The sequence below is a fragment of the Corynebacterium pygosceleis genome (genome assembly GCF_016595275.2).
Lineage (GTDB): Bacteria > Actinomycetota > Actinomycetes > Mycobacteriales > Mycobacteriaceae > Corynebacterium > Corynebacterium pygosceleis.
Window position 1 is genome coordinate 655,458 of sequence record NZ_JAENIQ020000002.1, and the last position, 18,322, is coordinate 673,779.

The 18,322-nt window shown below is 64.9% G+C and carries 17 protein-coding genes and 1 tRNA gene; 7 read left to right on the plus strand and 11 right to left on the minus strand.

The window, feature by feature from the left end; translation table 11 throughout:
• The 4 genes from JIM94_RS06180 to JIM94_RS06195 all read right to left on the minus strand — a co-directional run bounded on the left by JIM94_RS06180 (position 1) and on the right by JIM94_RS06195 (position 2,899).
• On the minus strand, positions 1 to 909 hold the full coding sequence (locus JIM94_RS06180; protein WP_248085927.1) for a CobD/CbiB family cobalamin biosynthesis protein: 909 nt from the start codon (positions 907 to 909) through the stop codon (positions 1 to 3).
• Positions 906 to 2,186: an acyl-CoA thioester hydrolase/BAAT C-terminal domain-containing protein gene (locus JIM94_RS06185; protein WP_200253077.1), complete on the minus strand. Its 1,281-nt coding sequence runs from the start codon at positions 2,184 to 2,186 to the stop codon at positions 906 to 908. The genes JIM94_RS06180 and JIM94_RS06185 overlap by 4 nt, the downstream gene beginning before the upstream one ends.
• A 153-nt stretch (positions 2,187 to 2,339) precedes the next feature.
• Positions 2,340 to 2,415, minus strand: a tRNA-Val gene (locus JIM94_RS06190).
• A gap of 103 nt (positions 2,416 to 2,518) precedes the next feature.
• Complete coding sequence (locus JIM94_RS06195) at positions 2,519 to 2,899, minus strand: DUF3052 domain-containing protein (RefSeq protein ID WP_200253212.1); 381 nt, start codon at positions 2,897 to 2,899, stop codon at positions 2,519 to 2,521.
• Positions 2,900 to 3,403: 504 nt separating this feature from the next.
• Between JIM94_RS06195 and aceE the strand changes: the two genes are divergently transcribed.
• Positions 3,404 to 6,148, plus strand: coding sequence for a pyruvate dehydrogenase (acetyl-transferring), homodimeric type (gene aceE / locus JIM94_RS06200; protein WP_200253079.1), 2,745 nt, complete (start codon positions 3,404 to 3,406; stop codon positions 6,146 to 6,148).
• Positions 6,149 to 6,684: 536 nt separating this feature from the next.
• Here the strand turns inward: aceE and JIM94_RS06205 are convergent.
• On the minus strand, positions 6,685 to 7,722 hold the full coding sequence (locus tag JIM94_RS06205; RefSeq protein ID WP_200253081.1) for an alpha/beta fold hydrolase: 1,038 nt from the start codon (positions 7,720 to 7,722) through the stop codon (positions 6,685 to 6,687).
• Between the two features lie 173 nt (positions 7,723 to 7,895).
• Here JIM94_RS06205 and JIM94_RS06210 point away from each other — a divergent pair, with 173 nt between their 5' ends.
• Positions 7,896 to 8,177 carry an acyl carrier protein gene (locus JIM94_RS06210; protein WP_200253083.1) on the plus strand — a complete coding sequence of 94 codons (282 nt, stop codon included), beginning with the start codon at positions 7,896 to 7,898 and terminating at the stop codon, positions 8,175 to 8,177.
• An 18-nt stretch (positions 8,178 to 8,195) separates the two neighbouring features.
• On the opposite strand, the gene JIM94_RS06215 is transcribed toward JIM94_RS06210, so the two are convergent.
• Together JIM94_RS06215 and JIM94_RS06220 are read right to left on the minus strand one after the other, a co-directional pair.
• Complete coding sequence (locus JIM94_RS06215) at positions 8,196 to 8,615, minus strand: hypothetical protein (protein ID WP_200253085.1); 420 nt, start codon at positions 8,613 to 8,615, stop codon at positions 8,196 to 8,198.
• 317 nt (positions 8,616 to 8,932) lie between these two features.
• Positions 8,933 to 9,760 carry a serine hydrolase domain-containing protein gene (locus JIM94_RS06220; RefSeq protein ID WP_200253087.1) on the minus strand — a complete coding sequence of 276 codons (828 nt, stop codon included), beginning with the start codon at positions 9,758 to 9,760 and terminating at the stop codon, positions 8,933 to 8,935.
• A 74-nt stretch (positions 9,761 to 9,834) separates the two neighbouring features.
• Here JIM94_RS06220 and JIM94_RS06225 point away from each other — a divergent pair, with 74 nt between their 5' ends.
• Positions 9,835 to 11,109 (plus strand): lipase family protein, encoded by a 1,275-nt coding sequence (locus tag JIM94_RS06225; RefSeq protein WP_200253089.1) that lies wholly within the window; start codon positions 9,835 to 9,837, stop codon positions 11,107 to 11,109.
• A gap of 72 nt (positions 11,110 to 11,181) precedes the next feature.
• Here JIM94_RS06225 and JIM94_RS06230 read toward each other — a convergent pair whose 3' ends face one another.
• Together JIM94_RS06230 and JIM94_RS06235 are read right to left on the minus strand one after the other, a co-directional pair.
• A complete protein-coding gene (locus JIM94_RS06230; protein WP_200253214.1) occupies positions 11,182 to 12,465 on the minus strand; it encodes a dicarboxylate/amino acid:cation symporter in 1,284 nt (427 codons plus the stop codon).
• 455 nt (positions 12,466 to 12,920) lie between these two features.
• Positions 12,921 to 13,724, minus strand: coding sequence for a trimeric intracellular cation channel family protein (locus JIM94_RS06235; RefSeq protein ID WP_200253091.1), 804 nt, complete (start codon positions 13,722 to 13,724; stop codon positions 12,921 to 12,923).
• A gap of 563 nt (positions 13,725 to 14,287) precedes the next feature.
• Here JIM94_RS06235 and JIM94_RS06240 point away from each other — a divergent pair.
• The 3 genes from JIM94_RS06240 (at position 14,288) to JIM94_RS06250 (ending at position 16,306) form a co-directional block, all read left to right on the plus strand.
• Positions 14,288 to 14,653 (plus strand): hypothetical protein, encoded by a 366-nt coding sequence (locus tag JIM94_RS06240; protein WP_200253093.1) that lies wholly within the window; start codon positions 14,288 to 14,290, stop codon positions 14,651 to 14,653.
• A 48-nt stretch (positions 14,654 to 14,701) separates the two neighbouring features.
• Positions 14,702 to 15,040, plus strand: coding sequence for a hypothetical protein (locus JIM94_RS06245; RefSeq protein WP_200253095.1), 339 nt, complete (start codon positions 14,702 to 14,704; stop codon positions 15,038 to 15,040).
• 456 nt (positions 15,041 to 15,496) lie between these two features.
• Entirely contained in the window at positions 15,497 to 16,306 is an 810-nt protein-coding gene (locus JIM94_RS06250) for a hypothetical protein (RefSeq protein WP_200253096.1), read from the plus strand.
• A gap of 527 nt (positions 16,307 to 16,833) precedes the next feature.
• Here the strand turns inward: JIM94_RS06250 and JIM94_RS06255 are convergent.
• Positions 16,834 to 17,238: a hypothetical protein gene (locus JIM94_RS06255; RefSeq protein WP_200253098.1), complete on the minus strand. Its 405-nt coding sequence runs from the start codon at positions 17,236 to 17,238 to the stop codon at positions 16,834 to 16,836.
• A gap of 54 nt (positions 17,239 to 17,292) precedes the next feature.
• Between JIM94_RS06255 and JIM94_RS06260 the strand changes: the two genes are divergently transcribed.
• On the plus strand, positions 17,293 to 17,844 hold the full coding sequence (locus JIM94_RS06260; protein ID WP_200253100.1) for a hypothetical protein: 552 nt from the start codon (positions 17,293 to 17,295) through the stop codon (positions 17,842 to 17,844).
• 123 nt (positions 17,845 to 17,967) lie between these two features.
• Here the strand turns inward: JIM94_RS06260 and JIM94_RS06265 are convergent, their stop codons facing one another.
• Positions 17,968 to 18,204, minus strand: coding sequence for a hypothetical protein (locus tag JIM94_RS06265; RefSeq protein WP_200253102.1), 237 nt, complete (start codon positions 18,202 to 18,204; stop codon positions 17,968 to 17,970).
• Positions 18,205 to 18,322: the final 118 nt, after the last annotated feature.

Consider the following 18,322-nt stretch of genomic DNA (forward strand, 5'->3'; position numbering starts at 1 on the left):
TCACGCTCCCCGTGTCCGGCACCCGGCCACGAGAAACGCCCCGGCGACGACGATCGCCTGCGTTCTCCGGGACAGTCTGACGGCGTCCCGGAGCGCCCGTACGTCCGGTTCACGTCCGGTACCGAGGATCGGACGGTCCTCGGTGCCGTGCGCGTACACCGTCGGTCCGCCCAGTCTCACCCCCAGCGCCGCTGCGGCGGTCGCCTCGACGATTCCCGCGTTCGGACTGGGGTGTGCCGGGGCGTCCTCCCGCCAGGCGCGCACCGCCTCCCCACCGCGACCGACGGCGGCGGCCAGCCCCGTGTGGACCAGTGCCGTCACCCGCGCGGGAATCCACGCCAGGACGTCGTCGGCGCGTGCGGCCGCCCACCCGAAATTCCGGTAGCGGGTGTTCCTGTATCCGACCATCGCATCGAGTGTGTTGACGGCACGGTGCGCCACGACGGCCGGGGCGCCGCCCACCGCGGCCCACACCAGCGGAGCGATCGCCGCATCGGACGTGTTCTCCGCGAGAGACTCGACCGCCGCCCGGGTCATGCCCCCGGCGTCGAGAAGCTCCGGATCACGGGAACACAACCAGGGGACCAGGGCCCGTGCGGTGTCCGTGTCCCCCCGTTCCAGGGCGTCCGCCATCCGGGTTCCCGTCCGTTCCAGCATCGTTCCGCCGAGCGCACCCCACAGGCACACCGCCAGTGTGACACCCGGGGCACGTCGGGAGGCGGCCGCCGTCACCGCGACGAGGGGCGCGACCGCCGCCACCAGATACACGCATCCGGCGACCCGCGAATCCCGGTAGCAGTGTTTCTCGAGCCGGGTGGCCCCCGTCCCGAACACCGCTACGGGGTGTCCGCGTGGCGGATCCGGGATCACCCGGTCCGCGACGGCACCCGCGAGCATCCCGACGGTCACCGCGCACCGCCGCCGTGGGTCTCCCGGAGGAACTCCAGTACGACGTCCCGGGAACGGACAGCTGCGGCACCGGAGGAGGTCCGGTCACCTCCGAGCAGGACCGTGCCACCGTAGGCGGCGATGGTGTCCGGCACGGGAACACCGGCGGGTGTGAAGGGCCATCCCACACCGTGACCGGCCCCCTGATGGACGATGCCGTAGGCGTCGATCCCGGTCTCGGCCGCACGATGGGCCAGCGTCTCCGCCATCGTGCGGGAGTCCCACACCGCGTCATCGGTCCCCGCGCTCACCAGCAGTGGTCCCCGGATCCGCTCAACCGGTATCCGTGCCGCAGCGACGGCCTCCTCCCCCGCCCTCCGGCGGGCCCGCGCGTAGTAGTCGGCGAGTTCCAGCGGTCCGCGGGACACCGCGGGCCGGAACCTGGCCCGCAGTCTCCCCAACGCGGAATCCTTTTCCGGGGCGGGGAGATCCCGGGCGGGTCCCGCATCACCGAGATACGTCGTGGCGGTGGGGTCCGCGTGCGGATCGGTCGTGCGGATGTCACTCGGGGAATGCGCCGTCACCGGTCCGACCAGGTCGGGCTCCGCCACGGCGAGAATCAGGGCCAGCTCGGCACCCCGCCCCCTCCCGATCAGTGCGAGACGGTCACCGCTGACCGACGGATGCCGCACGAACGACAGCAGCGCCCGCCGGATTTCCCCGACATCGACCCCACGGGAACCTCCGGGGAACCAGTCCAGGGCGAGCGCGGACCAGCCCTGATCCGCGAGTTCCGCGGCGGCGGCCGCGGGAACCCCGCCCTCGGCACCGCCGAGCAGCACGACACCGGGGCGGGCGACACCGTCCGCGGGGACGAAGAGTCGTGCACCGGGGGCTCCGGGGACCGGGAGATCATCGACCTCCCGGGCGCGTCGACCGACCGTCCGGGACGCCCCCGCCCCGAGAGCCGCTCCCCTGGCCCGCACGCGGACGTCCAGGGCTATGCCGCCACCCGGTTCCAGGGCGAACACGTGACCGGATGAGCCGTGGTCGGGCCGGAGGGTCCACAACGGGCCGAGACTGTTCGCGGGGCTCCATTCGGCGGCTCCGGGAAGCGCTGAACCCGTGTCGACGTATCCGTCCCCGTCCGCGGTGAACTCGGTCGTCGAGGACCACAGGTCCCCCGCGGCATCGGTCGCCCGCACCGAGACACGGACGGCTCCACCGGGTGGAACATCCGAGACACGCACCGGGAACGGGTCACTGATCCCTGTCACGGGAGGTACATCGAGGAGCATGATCGCCATCCTAGTGCCGCCCCGGCCCCCTTATCATCAGCTGTGAAAACCTGGTGACCTGCACATTCCCACACCATCGATGAACAACGCACACACGAGGGAGGGCCCGTCCGACTTCCGCCGGGACGGGCCCTCCCTCGTCACCCCCCACTCTGGTGCGCCCTGACGGGCTCGAACCGCCGACCTGCTGGGTGTAAACCAGCTGCTCTTCCAGCTGAGCTAAAGGCGCGCGCACCGCATCCGGCAACACCGTTCACCGGGTACGTGAACGGCCGACGGTCGCGGTCAACAACGACGGCAACTCTAGCACGAGCGCCGCGAAAAAGACGAAGCTACCGCTTCTTGCCGCTCTGCACCAGGCAGGATCCCTGCCATGCGCCGAGACGCTCGGCCGATGTCTGCACCAGGCCCGCGAGCTGCGCGGACTCCGCGATGAGTCCGGGTTCAATGTGGCCCGGCTTACCGGCACCCGGCGTCAGCAGCCAGATACGGCCGTTCTCCGAGAGCGGGCGGATCGAGTCGACGAGTCCGTCGACCAGGTCACCGTCCTCCTCGCGCCACCACAGCAGAACGATGTCGCAGATCTCGTCGGTGTCTTCCTCGAGGAGGGCCTCCCCGATGACGTCCTCGACCGCTTCACTGATGTCCGTGTCGCAGTCCTCGTCCCAGCCGACCTCCTGAACGATGTGGTCCGGCTTGACCCCGAGAAGCATGGCGTAATCCTGGGCGCCTTCCTTGGCTGCGCCCGGAGCGTCGCTCACTGTGTGATTCCTCCTAAAATTGATCCGGGAATGCACCCCGTCCCCCTCTTTCCCGGACCGTGCGGAACAGGAGAGGGGTACCGGAGATTCCCCGGTTTATGTGATCTCGCTAGTACACGCTACCGGGTTTCTCCCCGCGGTGGACCATCACACGGTGTTTTTCCCGGTTTTCGAACGTCGACCATCTTGCCCACGAAACGATTCCGATGCGTCGCGACGGCACACGGACACCGCCCAAAACCGGTGCTCGCAGCGGGTTCACTCCGCCGGGCGCCGCCCGGAACACCCATATCCGGGTTGTACCCGTATCCTTGAGAGGACACGTGCGTTTTCCCGCTCACCGCGGGACGGGTGCATCTTTCCGGGCGGAGTCCCCCGACACGGGGCTCCGGTGCCCCCGGATGCGGAGCAACCCGAACACAGGCACCACATGATTGATCCACAGGAGGATTCGGTATGTCCCAGCAGAAGGACACCACGGCGACCCCGCCAGATGACAGCAACTTCGCACTCATCCGGGACGGTGTCGCCTCGTATCTGAACGACTCGGACCCCGAGGAGACCCGTGAGTGGATGGAGTCCCTGGACGGACTCCTCGCCGAAGCCACCCCTGACCGGGCCCGCTTCCTCATGCTCCGTCTGTTGGAGCGCGCGACGGCGAAGCGCGTCCCCCTCCCTCCCCTGACCTCGACGGACTACGTCAACACGATCCCCACGGACATGGAGCCCGAGTTCCCCGGCGACGAGGCCATCGAGCGTCGTTACCGCAAGTGGATGCGGTGGAACGCCGCGATCATGGTGCACCGGGCACAGCGCCCGGGGATCGGCGTCGGCGGACACATCTCCACCTACGCCTCCTCCGCTCCGCTGTACGAGGTGGGGTTCAACTACTTCTTCCGGGGCAAGGACCACCCCGGCGGCGGCGACCAGATCTTCTTCCAGGGGCACGCCTCCCCCGGAATGTACGCCCGTGCGTTCCTCGAGGGCCGGCTCAGTGAAGATGACATGGACGGCTTCCGTCAGGAGGTATCCCGTCCGCAGGGCGGCATGCCCAGCTACCCGCACCCGCACGGCATGCCCGACTTCTGGGAGTTCCCGACCGTGTCGATGGGGCTCGGCCCGATGGACGCGATCTACCAGGCGCGGTTCAACCGTTACCTCCACAACCGGGGCATCAAGGACACCTCACAGCAGCACGTGTGGGCGTTCCTCGGCGACGGTGAGATGGATGAGCCGGAGTCCCGTGGCCTGATCCAGCTCGCGGCGCTGAACAACCTGGACAACCTCACTTTCGTCATCAACTGCAACCTGCAGCGTCTCGACGGGCCCGTCCGCGGCAACACCAAGATCATCCAGGAACTCGAGTCCTTCTTCCGGGGTGCCGGCTGGTCCGTCATCAAGGTCGTCTGGGGCCGCGAGTGGGACGACCTGTTCGAACGTGACAAGACCGGTGAACTCGTCCACCTGATGAACACCACTCCCGACGGTGACTTCCAGACGTTCCGCGCGAACGACGGGAAGTTCGTCCGCGAGGAGTTCTTCAACCGCACCCCGGAGACGAAGAAGCTCGTCGAGGACATGACCGACGAGGAGATCTGGAAGCTCAAGCGTGGCGGCCACGACTACCGCAAGATCTACGCCGCCTACCAGCGCGCGATGGAGACCAGGGACCGGCCGACGGTCATCCTGGCGCACACCATCAAGGGCTACGGACTGGGCCACAACTTCGAGGGCCGTAACGCGACCCACCAGATGAAGAAGCTCACCCTCGACGACCTGAAGCTGTTCCGCGACAAGCAGCAGATCCCGATCTCCGATGAGGAACTCGAGAAGGATCCCTACCTCCCGCCGTACTACCACCCCGGCGAGGATTCCGAGGAGATCCGGTACATGCTGGAGCGTCGCCGCGAGCTCGGTGGTTTCGTTCCGGAGCGCCGCTCGTCCTACACGCCGCTCGAGGTCCCGGACATGGATGCCCTCAAGTCACTGCGCAAGGGTTCCGGCAAGCAGGAGGTCGCCACGACGATGGCGCTCGTGCGCACCTTCAAGGAACTCATGCGCGACAAGGAGCTCCGCCGTCGTTTCGTCCCGATCATCCCGGACGAGGCACGCACCTTCGGCATGGACTCCTGGTTCCCGACGCTGAAGATCTACAACCCGCACGGCCAGAACTACACCCCGGTCGACCATGACCTGATGCTGTCCTACCGTGAGGCCGTCGACGGTCAGATCATGCACGAGGGCATCAACGAGGCCGGTTCAATGGGCGAGTTCATGGCCGCCGGTACCGCGTACGCGACCCACGGCGAACCGATGATCCCCCTCTACATCTTCTACTCGATGTTCGGCTTCCAGCGCACCGGTGACTCCATCTGGGCCGCCGCCGACCAGATGGCCCGTGGTTTCCTCCTCGGCGCCACCGCGGGCCGCACGACCCTGACCGGTGAGGGCCTCCAGCACATGGACGGCCACTCCCCGATCCTCGCGTCCACCAACCCCGCCGTGATCACCTACGACCCGGCGTTCGCGTACGAGCTCGCGCACCTGATCCGCGAGGGCATCGACCGGATGTACGGCCCGGGCCGCGGCGAGAACGTGATCTACTACATCACGATCTACAACGAGCCGACCCCGCAGCCGAAGGAACCCGAGAACCTGGATCTGGAGGGCCTCCACAAGGGTATCTACCTCTACGAGGCCGCCGGTGAGGGCGAGGGCCACGAGGCCTCCATCCTCGCGTCCGGTATCGGCATGCAGGCCGCGCTCAAGGCGAAGAAGATCCTCGCCGATGAGTACGGTGTCCGGTCCAACATCTTCTCCGTCACCTCCTGGAACGAACTAGCCCGCGACGGTCAGGCCCGGGATCTCGAGCAGCTGCGCCACCCGGCGGAAGAGCTCGAGGACCCGTTCGTGCAGCGTAAACTCTCCGACGTCTCCGGACCCTTCGTCGCGGTCTCCGACTTCGCGACCGCGCTGCCGGAGCAGATCCGCAAGTGGGTCCCGGGTGACTACACCACCCTCGGCACCGACGGTTTCGGTTTCTCCGACACCCGCCCGGCCGCACGCCGCTACTTCAACACGGACGCCGAGTCCGTGGTCGTGGCGGTCCTCGCCGGCCTGGCGCGCGAAGGGGCGATCGACGTCTCCGTCGCCGACAACGCCGCCACCAAGTTCGAGATCACCGATCCGACGGTCGTCTGACCCGATCATCGACGCTTCCCCTGACGGGCCGTGTGCCCCGGAAACCTGTTTTCCGGGGCACACGGCCCGTTTTCATCCGTCTCCATGCGGTGCGGACGGGCCCGGCCGGTCGACAGGTTCGGAGACGGAAGAGTGCCGCCGGTACCGGGATCATGGGCTCGAGCACCGGATGGGCCGGTCCCAGTCGGAGCTCCGGGTGGTATTCCACTCCACCGGCGGCACGGCGAGACCGGGACGGAACCGATCGGGGTCGTGGGACGGGGCAGCTCGATCTCGGGGCTCCGCGGGTTGTCCGCCGCGAAACGAGCGACCGGGACCCCGGGGATCCGTGCGCCGACGCCCGGGGGTCCGGTCCCGTCCCGGGAACCACGGATCCGCACACTCATCGGGGATGCCCGCACCACAGCCGTCGGGTCGGTCCACCGGGTCCGAGAGCGAGATCGGGGCACCGTTTCTACGGTGCCCCCACCGTGGAGACCCCGACCCGGGGGAGGGCCACCGGGACAGGACGCTGATCGCGCCTGTTCCCGTGACCGTCAGTTCGTGTGCGGGACCGCCGGTCGGGTGGCGAGAATCGCCTCATCGATGATCTCGTTGATCGCCTCGGGCGCCTCGAGGATCACCATGTGCCCGGCGTCGGGGATGACCCGGAGTTTCGCCCCGGGCCAGAGTTCCACGGTGCGTTCCGCCTGTTCCACCGGGGTGACGTTGTCCTTGTCACCGACGACCACGTAACCGGGGACCTCACTCAGGTAGGCCACTGCGGCGAGCTCCTGGTGGCTCTGCAGTTCGGAGAAGAACCCGATGTACGTCTCGGCCGGGGTGGTGTGGATCTGGTCGGCGTGAAATTCGATGACGTCGTAGTCCGTGCCGTTGCGCTGGAAGATCGTCACCGCGAGGAGCGGGGCCAGCATCTCCATCATCTCCTTGCGGATCCTGTCGGATTCCTCGGGATTCCTGGAGATCACCCCGTGCACCTTGTCCGCGACCGGGTTGTCGATGATCTGGGCGATCCCGCCCGAGGCCATCGGTTCCATCGCGGTGGACACGGTGACGACACCCGCGATCCGTCCCCGCAGTGCGTCCCCGCAGCGTCGGACGACGCTCATCAGGATCATTCCCCCCATGGAATGGCCGACGAGGATGATCCGGCCGGTGGGGACCCGTTCCGCGATCACCGCGAGGACGTCGTCGGCGGCGCCGTTGACCGTGCAGCGTTCCGGCTCGACCATCCCGGTGGCGCCGTGTCCACGGAGATCGAGAAGCACCGAACGGACCTCCGGATGCGTGTGCCTGAGGTGGTCGACCTGGAAGAACCAGGACTCGGCGGTCAGGGTGAAACCGTGCACGAAGACGACGACGGTGTCGGCGTCGACCGGGCCGATCTCGTAGTAGTGCACGTCGATTCCGTCGTTGCCGACGATTCCACGACGGTCGATGTCGGTGAGACCGGGCCGAATTCCCTCGGTCTGGATACCGTCACGGACGGTGCGTAGACCGGAGCGTCCCCACGGGGTTATCCGGTGGGAGATACGGCGGAGCGCGTTCACTGCGCGGCCGGGATCCAGGACCATGACGGCCTTTCTGTGACAGGAGCGGACGGAGATGATTGATGACACAATACCGCTTGTGGGGCTGTTGGTCCGATACGGTCCCCAGGCAGTAACCTGGGCGGTGCCGACACCGCCCCGGGTGCGGCCGATCAACGCCGTTCACCGCCGATCAACGCCGAAGGACACCACACGAGATGTCACTCACCGAACCCATCACCCACGCCGCCGAACCGGGTGCCGGAACCCTGACGACCGTCGTGGACATCATCGCGACCGCGTCCGGTCTCGAACCGGACGAGGTGGGCACCGACGCCCGGATCGCGGATCTCGCGATCGACTCGCTCTCCCTCGTGGAGATCGCGGTGCGTCTGGAGGACGCGTTCGGTGTCCGTATCGTCGACAACGACATGGACCGTTTCAACACCGTGTCCGACATCGTGGCCCTCATCGACGAGCGCACCGCGGACGGCGCCTGACGGCCCGCCCCACCGTGGTCAGATCCGGTCGAGGAGGATCGGCCCGTCCGACGGACCACCGTCGAACACGGTCAGCTCGACCTCGAAGCCGTGGGTTTCCCCGAGGCCTTCGAGCAGCCTGGACAGCCTGAGAAACTCTCTCCGGGCACCGCTGAGCGGCTGATCGCAGTCGACCGCACGCGGCACGGCGGTCGACCGACGCCAGTTCGTGCACCAGTCAGCTGTGAGGGGGTCGGTTCCGGGCGGGACCGGTGCCCCGGGTGTCGCCAGGCACACCGCCATGGCGGATTCAACCACCGGGCGGAGCGCCACCGGGAGTCCGGTGACACTGAGACGTGCGTAGGCGGTGTCGGCGCTCACCGTGGGGTGACCCGGTTGTGCGGTGCCGGAACCGTCACGCAGGGCAGGCGCAGTGGAGCAGGATGATCGCTGTGTCACGGATGTCCTCGCAATGGGCAGCACGATGGAACACCGTGTCACCGTTCGGATACGCCGCCGATGTCTCCATCGGCCGTGTACCTCACGGTGGACGGTGCAAGACGAGGTTCGTCTTCCCCAACGGCCTCGGTCCGCGCCCCATACCCTCCACCCGAAGTCCACCGTCCGAACCCCGGACGACCGGAGGATCAGGGAGAGTGAAAATAACGGGTGGATAACGATGAGCTGTCCTGTCCCCAGTTTCAGGCACCACAGATCACACCGGCAACTCTCGACGACAACTTGATCCCCCCGTTTCATCAACCTCAACCTGAGGCTCAGGATTCAGCCAGCCCCGACCACACCGCGTCGTTGGTGTCAGCCCAGAGGGGTTTCGCCCAGTCGCCGAAATCCCTGTCCGTCAGCACGACCATCGCCCGACCCGTCCGTCGGTGCGCCCAGAGGTAGGTTCCGGACTGACCGAAGTGCCCAACGGTGTCAGCCGGCATCCCGGCCCCCGTCCAGTGCGGGTCCTTCCCGCCGCGGATCTCGAAACCGAGCCCCCACGGACACGGCTTCTGCATCCCGTAACCCGGCACGATCCCGTCCAGATCCGGGAACTGCACCTCCATGGCCTCCTCGACGGTGTCGGGGTGCAGCAGGGTCGGATCGAGAATCTCCCGGGCGAAGACGACCAGATCACCCACGGTGGACTCCGCACCGTGACCGGCGGACCCCTTCAGCACCGTCCGATCCATTCCCAGCGGCCCGAAAATCCCCTCCCGGAGGTACTCCGGGAAACCCATCCCGGACTCCTCCGCGACGACATCGGCGAGAACATCGAAACCCGCGGAGGAGTAGATCCGTCGGGTCCCGGGATCCCGTTCGGGTTCGCGGGAGGCGAAGCCCACTCCCCCGGCGTGGGAGAGCAGCTGCCGCACCGTCGCACCGCGTGGCCCGACCTCCGAATCCAACTCGAAGATCCCCTCCTCCACAGCCATGAGGACACCCCAGGCCGAGAGCAGTTTGGTCACACTCGCCAGCGCATGGGGACGCCCCGAGTCACCGACGGTACGGACGGAACCACCGTCGATCACCGCCGCGGAAACCCGTTCGACGGGCCAATCGCCGAGGGAATCGAGAATGTCGGGGACGCTGTTCTGCATATCTGTGATTCTATCGGGTGGTCAGGATGCGCTAACCACGACCCACCGGCCGCACCGGAGTTCAGGGAGTCCCCATGCCAGCAATTAAACCCCGCCTTCCGCTGATGGCCGTGCTCGCGGGCACCGTTCTCGCCGTAGCGGCCACCGTGACACCGGCCACCGCGGCGGCCCCGGATCCGTCTCCGGAACCGGGGCAGGATTCCGTCCTCTGGTCCGGTCCACTCCCCGAGCACGGGGTTCCGGGACCGGAGCACCCCACCCGTGTCTTCACCGACGGCACCCCACTCGACATCAGCGATGACACGATCTTCACCTACTCGACGCTCACGTCGGACAACACCCCGGTTCCGTCCACGGCACTGCTGATGCGGTCGCACCGGCCGTGGACGGGGACGGGCGGGCGCCCCCTTGCCGTGATCGCGCCCGTCACCCAGGGAATGGACGACGCCTGTGCGTTCTCCCGCGTCGTCCGGACGGGCGCGCTCCTCGACCCCGTGCACCCGGAACTGTCCGCGACGGCCCCGGACTACTTCCGTGCGCATCTGCTGCTCGACCGGGGTATCGATGTCGTGGTGACCGACTACCCGGGACTCGGCTCCCCCGGACTCCACCCGTACATGGACAACGTGGCCACGGGGCGTGCCACCGCCGACGCGGGTGTCGCCGCACTGGCTCTGCTCGGCCGTCCGGATGCCCCGGTCGTCGCCACCGGACACTCGCAGGGTGGAGCGGCGACGGGCTGGGTCGCGGAGAACGCCCACGGGTACACACCGCAGCTCAATCTCCGGGCCGTCGCGGTGTCCTCACCTCCCCACAATTTTCGCCGACTGACCGTGGACGCCGACGGCAGTCTGGCCATGGGGCTGATGCTGATGGCGACGGACACCCAGATGCGTCAGTCGCCGAGCATCCGGGCGGAGATGGAGCGGATCCTCACCGACGAAGGTCGCCGGATGATCGCGGACATGCGCCGGACCTGCACCCCCGGAGTCTTCCTCCCGACGGCTTTCCGACGGTCCTCCTCACTGACCACCACGGGCGAGAGTCTCGTCGACGTCATCGACCGGATGCCCGGGATACAGGCGGAGTTCCGCAGACAGGAACTCGGGACCCGCGCACCGGAGGTGCCCGTCCTCCTGACCTACCACATGTCCGATCCCCTGGTGAACGGTGCCGATTCAAGAGCCCTCGGGGAATCATGGCGGGAACACGGCGACGGCCGTGGGGTCACCGTCATCGAGGCACCCGATTCCCCCGTGGCGCGCTCACTGATGACCGGGCACCCGGACCCGGCCGTCACACACGTGCCGATGATCGTCGACTGGCTGGTCGGACAACTGGACGGGTGACGCCGGCGTCATGCCGGAGAACACACGGAAGGCCCCGGGGTGTCCCGGGGCCTTCCGTGCTCGTACCGGTCGTCAGCGCTCGGCGCTGGCCGCCGTCCGATCGGAGGAGAAGATCTCCTCGTCGAGGATGCCCTCACGCTTCGACACGATCGTCGGAACGAGTGCCTGTCCGGTGACGTTCACCGCGGTGCGACCCATGTCGAGGATCGGATCGACGGCGAGGAGCAGTCCGACGCCCTCGAGCGGGAGTCCCAGGGTGGAGAGCGTCAGGGTGAGCATCACGATCGCTCCGGTGGTTCCGGCCGTGGCGGCGGAACCGATGACCGACACGAAGACGATGAGCAGGTAGTCGGTCAGCTGGAGATCGATGCCGTAGAACTCGGCGACGAAGATCGCCGCGATGGCGGGGTAGATGGAGGCGCAGCCGTCCATCTTCGTCGTCGCCCCGAGCGGGACGGCGAAGGAACCGTAGGCGCGTGGAACACCGAGCGCTCCGACGGCGGTGCGCTCCGTGACCGGCATGGTACCCATCGAGGAGCGGGTGGCGAAGCCCAGCGAGGTCGCGGGCCAGACCTTGCGGTAGAACTGTGTGACGGACAGCCCGTTGACCTTCAGCACCAGCGGGTAGATGACACCGATGACGATGGCCAGGCCGATGTAGATCGCGAGCACGAAGCTGCCGAGGGAACCGATGGCCTCCCAACCGTAGACGGCGACGGCCTTACCGATGAGCGCGGCGGTGCCGATCGGGGCGAGGCGGATGATCCACCAGAGGACCTTCTGCACGATGGCGAGCAGCGAACGGGCGAATCCGATCACCGGCTCAGCGTCCCTGCCGACCTTGACCGCCGCGATACCGAAGGCGATCGAGATGAGCAGCAGCTGCAGCACGTTGAAGTTCGGGCTGGCCTCCAGCGCCTCTCCGGAACCGTAGAGACGGACATCGAGTCCGAGGATGTTGCTCGGCACCAGGGACTGGATGAAGGCGGACCAGCTTCCCACGAAGCCGGGATCCGCCGCCGAGGCCACGTCGATGCTGGCGCCCCGTCCCGGGTGGATCAGGAGCCCGACGCCGATACCGACGAGAACGGCGGCGAGGGCGGTGACCGCGAACCACAGCAGGGTCTGCCAGGCGAGGCGGGCGGCGTCGGTGACCTGTCGGAGGTTGGCGATCGAGGTCACCACCGCGGTGATGACGAGCGGCGGAATGAGTACCTTGAGCAGCCCGACGTAGGCCGAGCCGACGGCGGTGAGGGTGCCCGCCAGCCAGTTGCCGTCCCCCATCGGGCGGGAGACGAGACCGAGAATGAGACCGATGATCAGACCGTAGATGATCTGGGCGCCGAAACTCGTCAGCGGATTGGACCGCTTACCGGATTCTGCGGCCGCGTCGGGGTCCCGCGCATCGTCGGAGCGGGTCCGGGAACCGGAGATTGAAGTAGACACGTCAAATAGTCCTTAGCTGATGAAGAGGGGTGCGTTGATTCGAGGGGCGCGTGTCCCTGACACGCCGGCGCGTGGCCGGAGTTCTCCGGCTTCACGGTGCACCGGTGCAGTGCGGTGGGGCCGATCGTGGCGACGGATCCCCCACCGCGCCCCGTGAGGTGGTCAGCGACAGTTGCGCGGCATCCACATGCCCGGACAGCAGCCCGTGACCGGGCCGGTCACGGTTCCGGGGGTGATGTTCGCGGACTGGCGGAGGCTCATGCCGAAGACACTACTCCGAACCGATCTGTACGGTCAATACGTACAGATCGGTCTATTTTGGGATGGTTGATTCACCCCAGTTCACGGCACATTTTCGGTGAATCTCATTCCGCCGGACCGGGATCCTCGGCCCCCGAGGCCCGCCACCGCCTACGCTCCTCGGCGACACCTTCCGCATGCCCCTCACGGCGACCTTCCGCGATACCGTCGCGCTCACCCCTGTGCTCGGCGCGCTTCAGCGCCTTCACCAGCTGTGCCGCCGTCATGTTCACCGGCGCCCACTCCGGATTGGCGGGCAACACCCAGCCACGCCAGTACGCGAGAATCGCGAACCCCGCCCCGCAGACCGTCGCCGCGATCATGCCCACACCGTCATAGCCGGCCCAGTTGAACAGGACCATCGTCGTCGCCGCGGTGATCGCCGGGGTGGCGTAGAGCGTGTTCCCGCCGAAGATCGACGGAATGTCCCCGCACGCCACATCCCGGATCATCCCCCCACCGACAGCCGTCAGAACCCCCATGAACACGGCGGAGGCCGCCGGGAGACCGTAGCTGAGCGCCTTCGTCGAACCGGTGACCGCCCACACACCGAGAATCACCGCGTCCCCGTGCACCCGGAACAGCTCCCACGCACGCCCCTTCAGGTGGATGACCATGGCCAGCACACCACCGGCGACGGCGACCCCCATGTACATCGGCTCCGCGATCGCCGCAGGAGGCCCCTGCTGGAGCAGGGTGTCCCGGACCATACCTCCACCGAGGGCCGAGAGCAGGGCGAGCACCGAGAAACCGATGATGTCGAAGTTCCGTTGCCGGGCTATGGTCCCACCGATGGCACCGTTCAGCAGGACGCCGATCAGGTCGAGACTGCGGTATATCCCCAGAATTGAGGGGTCGACAGTGAGCATGTGCTCTATCCGACCACGAATCCACCCCTCATGTCACCCCACCAACCGGGGGTGTCGAACACCCCACCCCCGACACGGCCGAACGGCCCCATCCGGACACCCCGACCCCGTCGAGACGACACCCCACGCAACGACGTAAGCGGGGACCCCGCCACCTGTCGTGACGGGGTCCCCGCGTACATCTCTGTGGGGCCGCCGGGGCTCGAACCCCATTCGACGGCGTAAACGGTAGTAAACGAGAGTAAACGATATACATCGCTAGCAGGCGTTTTGACCTAATCTTCCCCCTTACCGACCCACCGTCGTTCACTACCGTTTACTACCGTTTGTCGTGGAAATGTCGTGGAAATGTCGTGGGATTGTCGTGGGATTGTCGTGGGATTGTCGTGGCCCAGACAGGAGTCACAACCATGCTCCGAAGCCTCGACAGATCAGCGTCCCCATAGAGAAGAGAATGCCGGGTTTCGAAGAAACTACCCCCGGGGCAGCGCCCTAAAACTGACCGCAAGGCCATGTGTTCCACACTCTCGGCGTCCCAAAAATCCAAAGTCGAAAGGCCCATCATGATGGACCCCATCGCGGATAACATCCGCACCAACACACTCAAAGTCTTCCCCTTCAGCTCCCATCCAGAGAAAGACTCGGCAGCCCTGCGGAGGTGGGCACTGGCAGTTCACAAGCGCGCTGCCGAAGGCGATGACGCTGCTCCCAGCCGCGCAGTGATAGTCGCCAAGGAGGGCACCATCGTCGGCGACATGGACCACAAGAACCTGGACGGCCGAGTTATCCGGTGGAGACACCATCGCCTGCAGATACTCCCCCTCGGCGACTGGAATACCGATAAAATGCGAAGCACGGTTGAATTCCGGCTTGAACAGCAGATCCGGATCATCTCCTGCCGCGACCTAAGCGACGTCTGGACAGATTGAGCCTAGACATGCGAAAACACCCCCACCCGGCCATAAAGCCAGATGGGGGTGTTCACCTACAACCACACACTACGGCGGCTCCTCATCACCAACCTCGCCACCGGTCTCCCGGCGGCCAATGTGCTCACACGGACGATGCAACCGAACCTGTTCCCGAGCCCGTCGATCACGCCGATCACGCCAATCCTGAAACGTCACCAACTTCCACGGCAACTCATGCCCATGATCAGCCGCCCACCGCTCGTTCTCCCGCGACCCCTCAACAATGTCGAGGATGTAGTCATGCTGATCCGAGTTGATCCGCTCCAGGTGATCAATCCGCTCCCCCTGCCGGTCAATCACCCGCCCCTGCCGGGCCACCTCATCACGAAGATCACCGATCTGTGACTCCGTAGCAAACCGGGTGGCCTCCACAGCACGCTTCTTGTTGTCCCGAAGCTTCTCCCGAACAGTGCTCACCGTTCCCACCGCCTTCTCCGCCGTACCCAACACAGCAGACAACGCCATGCCGAGAATCACCTGGATTCGCGCCCGAGCGGTTGACGATGTCGTCCCCGAACCTGATCCCGAACTGGTTGACGAGCTTCTCGAACTCTTTAAAGAAACCGACGGCTGCTTCGCCTTTGATGTAGACGGTGCACTTATCCGAGATCCGTTGAAGATAAAAGCCCTCCGCGGAGCTCCTACGCGTATCAACCCATACGAACGGGTGAAGTTCCCCCGACCCGACGGTGCGGGGTATGCATACCAACATTGGATTCCTCAGTTCTTTCCTGACGTTCCGTAAAATTTCTGTTCTTGGCTGACCCCCGATGCGGCTTTGCGCATGGGAGTATCGGTGTCATGAACGATCCCCAGTTCGACTCCGCGCGCGCCCGTCTCGAGAGAGCCCTCCGATACCGACAAGAGATGGGATCCATCGCGCGCCGCGAGTTCAAGGAACACCCGCCCATCGAGTGGATTCGTAATGAGCGAGACGCCGCAATCCTCTGTATCAAGGCGGCCAAGCCGGTGCCACTGGACATCGCGCTCGTTTTCAGCGACTGGCTACACGCTGTGCGAACAGCGCTGGACAACGCTTACTACACACTTGCTATCGTCGAGACCGGCCAGGATCCACCGACGAACCACGGGAGACGCCAGTTCCCGCTCGTGGCCGATCCGAACAAATTCGGAGGAAACAGACTGAGCGGATTCTGCGACGAGGCCCGGTCGATCATCGAGGACTTTCAGCCGTACAAGATGCGAGGTGGAAAAACCGGCAGTGCTTTGTGGTGGCTGCATGAGCTCGCCCGCATGGACCGGCACCGATCTGAGCACTTCTTCCAGTGGCGCATCGTGGACCTGGAGATAACTTTTCGCGGCCCTTACTTCGCCGGGTCTGGGACGGTATGTAGCCAACAAGCCGCTTTCCTGGAAACAGGCCAGGATCTCGAGCTCGCGAGGGGGCTCAAGAGCCCGTTCCAATCCGTTGACGATCACCCGGGAAGCCACGTAGATATCGACTATCGGGTTGAGCTCGATATACGCGATTGGTATGAGCGGTGCTTCTCCACATACCGGTGGCGTTTTGATCATCGCCTCCAGAGCTTCGAGTCCGAAGTTGCTGCTTTGATCAGCCGGTTCGACGAGCATTGTCAAACCTTCCACTGATCTATCGCTGTTCATGTAGATCTCCCTTCATGCTCAAACGGGACGTATTGTTTTGGCATGGATCTTGGAACGGTGTCATCGTGGGTAGCTGCAGCAATCTCGTTCGCCTCCGCCGGCGGTGCAGTCATTTGGTCCTGGTGGAGCCGACCTACAGTCGACTGGATAACTGAAGGTCTGATAGAAAAAACTTTTGTAGGCTCAGAGCTTTTGGTAGTCAGCGGGGAGTTCGGAAATTTCGGAGACGGCCATGCCCATTGCGTTTCTGTATGGCTTCGAACAACACCCGAACACGATGCACGTCGGATCGCTACCGCTCCGCTCCTGAAACCCGGAGAAACAGTCGAATTCGAGACGAATATCACCAAATCGGTTCTTGACTCCGCCGTCCTATTTGTTCGGTGGACACCGGCTCCACTACGTCGCCACAAAGAGCTCACCAGTTCGGAGTTTCCTGTGAAACACCATTTTCATTATTCGATATAACTCACGAATTACTTCATCTACCGCTATTCATGGAGATCTCCCCTTCATCTTGGACGAAGTAGCCAGTTCAGTCCCTGGCTCGTGTTTGCATAGGTCAGGTCCTGCCGGGTGATTTCAGTGATGACTTCCGGCAGTACGGACCACTCGATGTGGATTCCTTCCGGAGATCCATCAACATCGAGGTTCACACCGGACTTGTTGCTTCGAATTTTGAGCTTTTCGATCCTTGACGCTGCGCACTCGTCGATCTCCGGAGAATCCGTCTGTACAGACGAGGCCGGATCACAGTCCAAGCTCGGCGACGACCGTCTGATCGGAACTTCCTTCACAGACTGGATGGTCCGCACGAGGTCGTCTGCTGCGCCGTTCGTGAGCTCTAGGCCGTGGAGTTCGTCGCCGTCCGCGGCGAAGATCCAGAACCGCTCCTTGTCTCTTGCGACAATCGTCACGTTGTTCATTGCGATGAGAGATGGGCGGTTCCTCGTATCTCGCGGATCTTCGCAATGGCCTGCTCAATCGTCGATCGATCAGTCATGGTGTTCTTCCTCATCCTGCGCTCGACACGAATCCATCGCGGCTTCGACATCATGGGCGCTGCTCATCCTGATAGATTCCGGGTTATGGGAATCATCAGAATTGGAGGCCCCTGGCAGGGGATCGGTATCGAGGTCGACGACAAGCTCGCGATCAATGTCGCTAAAGCTGTGTTCGACTTCATCAAAGATGTCGGCATGGTCACGGTCATTGACGTGCAGCCCAGTACTGGTCGCTATGTCGAGGTCGAGGCGGCAAAGAAACGAGTGCTCTCCCCCGGTGATCTTGGCGAGGCGTCCCCAGACGGGGAGTTGATCTGTCGTCTCGGTTGCGCCCGGAGCGACAATCCGGAGGCCGTCATTGACCCGGTACTTGTGCAGGAGATCCTGGAACTCCTGCATGAAACGAACGGCAGACTCGCCTTCGACCGTGACGGTTCGCTGATTCGTGATCCTCTGCGAGTAAAAGAGATGGGAGATGCAGCCACTCGGGTTCGAGAGGACGGTTCCATCACCGACTGACTTGTCAGTGGTTTCTTCAGATTCCCCGGGTGTTGCATCGCCCGGGGTTTTCTTCTGTGCTGTGGTTGAGGCTCCTAGTTTGATCCAGGGCATGATGTTCCTCTTTCGTGTTGCCCGGCGCGGTCACGCGGCGGCGGGTACCTGTTCAGCAGTCTCGATGTAAAAGAGCGCATCGAACGGAGTCCGGAATGCAACGGTCGCCCCGGCGATGAAGCGAGCAGAGATGCTGCCACCATTGATTGCACGGTCATACGTTGCCCGGGTGACCCCGATCTCCTTTGCCATTCGGATATCCGAGTATCCGAGGATCTTCTGTAGGTCCCTGATCTTGTCGGTCTTGACCTTGATGCTGGTCTGCACGGCGGTTTCCTTTCTATCCGGCATGGCTCGATGGTAAACCATCGTGGATAGACTACAAACCATCCACCCCCGTTCGAGGTGGTTCATTTTCAAACCATCGCAGGTGATGTCCAGTTTT

Bases quoted from the DNA above. Each gene is read 5' to 3' on its own strand.
- JIM94_RS06240 (WP_200253093.1), top strand. From the start codon at position 14,288: ATGATGGACCCCATCGCGGATAACATCCGCACCAACACACTCAAAGTC.
- JIM94_RS06205 (WP_200253081.1), bottom strand. From the start codon at position 7,722: ATGGTCCTGGATCCCGGCCGCGCAGTGAACGCGCTCCGCCGTATCTCC.
- JIM94_RS06225 (WP_200253089.1), top strand. From the start codon at position 9,835: ATGCCAGCAATTAAACCCCGCCTTCCGCTGATGGCCGTGCTCGCGGGC.
- JIM94_RS06250 (WP_200253096.1), top strand. From the start codon at position 15,497: ATGAACGATCCCCAGTTCGACTCCGCGCGCGCCCGTCTCGAGAGAGCC.
- JIM94_RS06220 (WP_200253087.1), bottom strand. From the start codon at position 9,760: ATGCAGAACAGCGTCCCCGACATTCTCGATTCCCTCGGCGATTGGCCC.
- JIM94_RS06260 (WP_200253100.1), top strand. From the start codon at position 17,293: ATGGCCTGCTCAATCGTCGATCGATCAGTCATGGTGTTCTTCCTCATC.
- JIM94_RS06185 (WP_200253077.1), bottom strand. From the start codon at position 2,186: ATGCTCCTCGATGTACCTCCCGTGACAGGGATCAGTGACCCGTTCCCG.
- JIM94_RS06195 (WP_200253212.1), bottom strand. From the start codon at position 2,899: ATGCTTCTCGGGGTCAAGCCGGACCACATCGTTCAGGAGGTCGGCTGG.
- JIM94_RS06210 (WP_200253083.1), top strand. From the start codon at position 7,896: ATGTCACTCACCGAACCCATCACCCACGCCGCCGAACCGGGTGCCGGA.
- aceE (WP_200253079.1), top strand. From the start codon at position 3,404: ATGTCCCAGCAGAAGGACACCACGGCGACCCCGCCAGATGACAGCAAC.
- JIM94_RS06235 (WP_200253091.1), bottom strand. From the start codon at position 13,724: ATGCTCACTGTCGACCCCTCAATTCTGGGGATATACCGCAGTCTCGAC.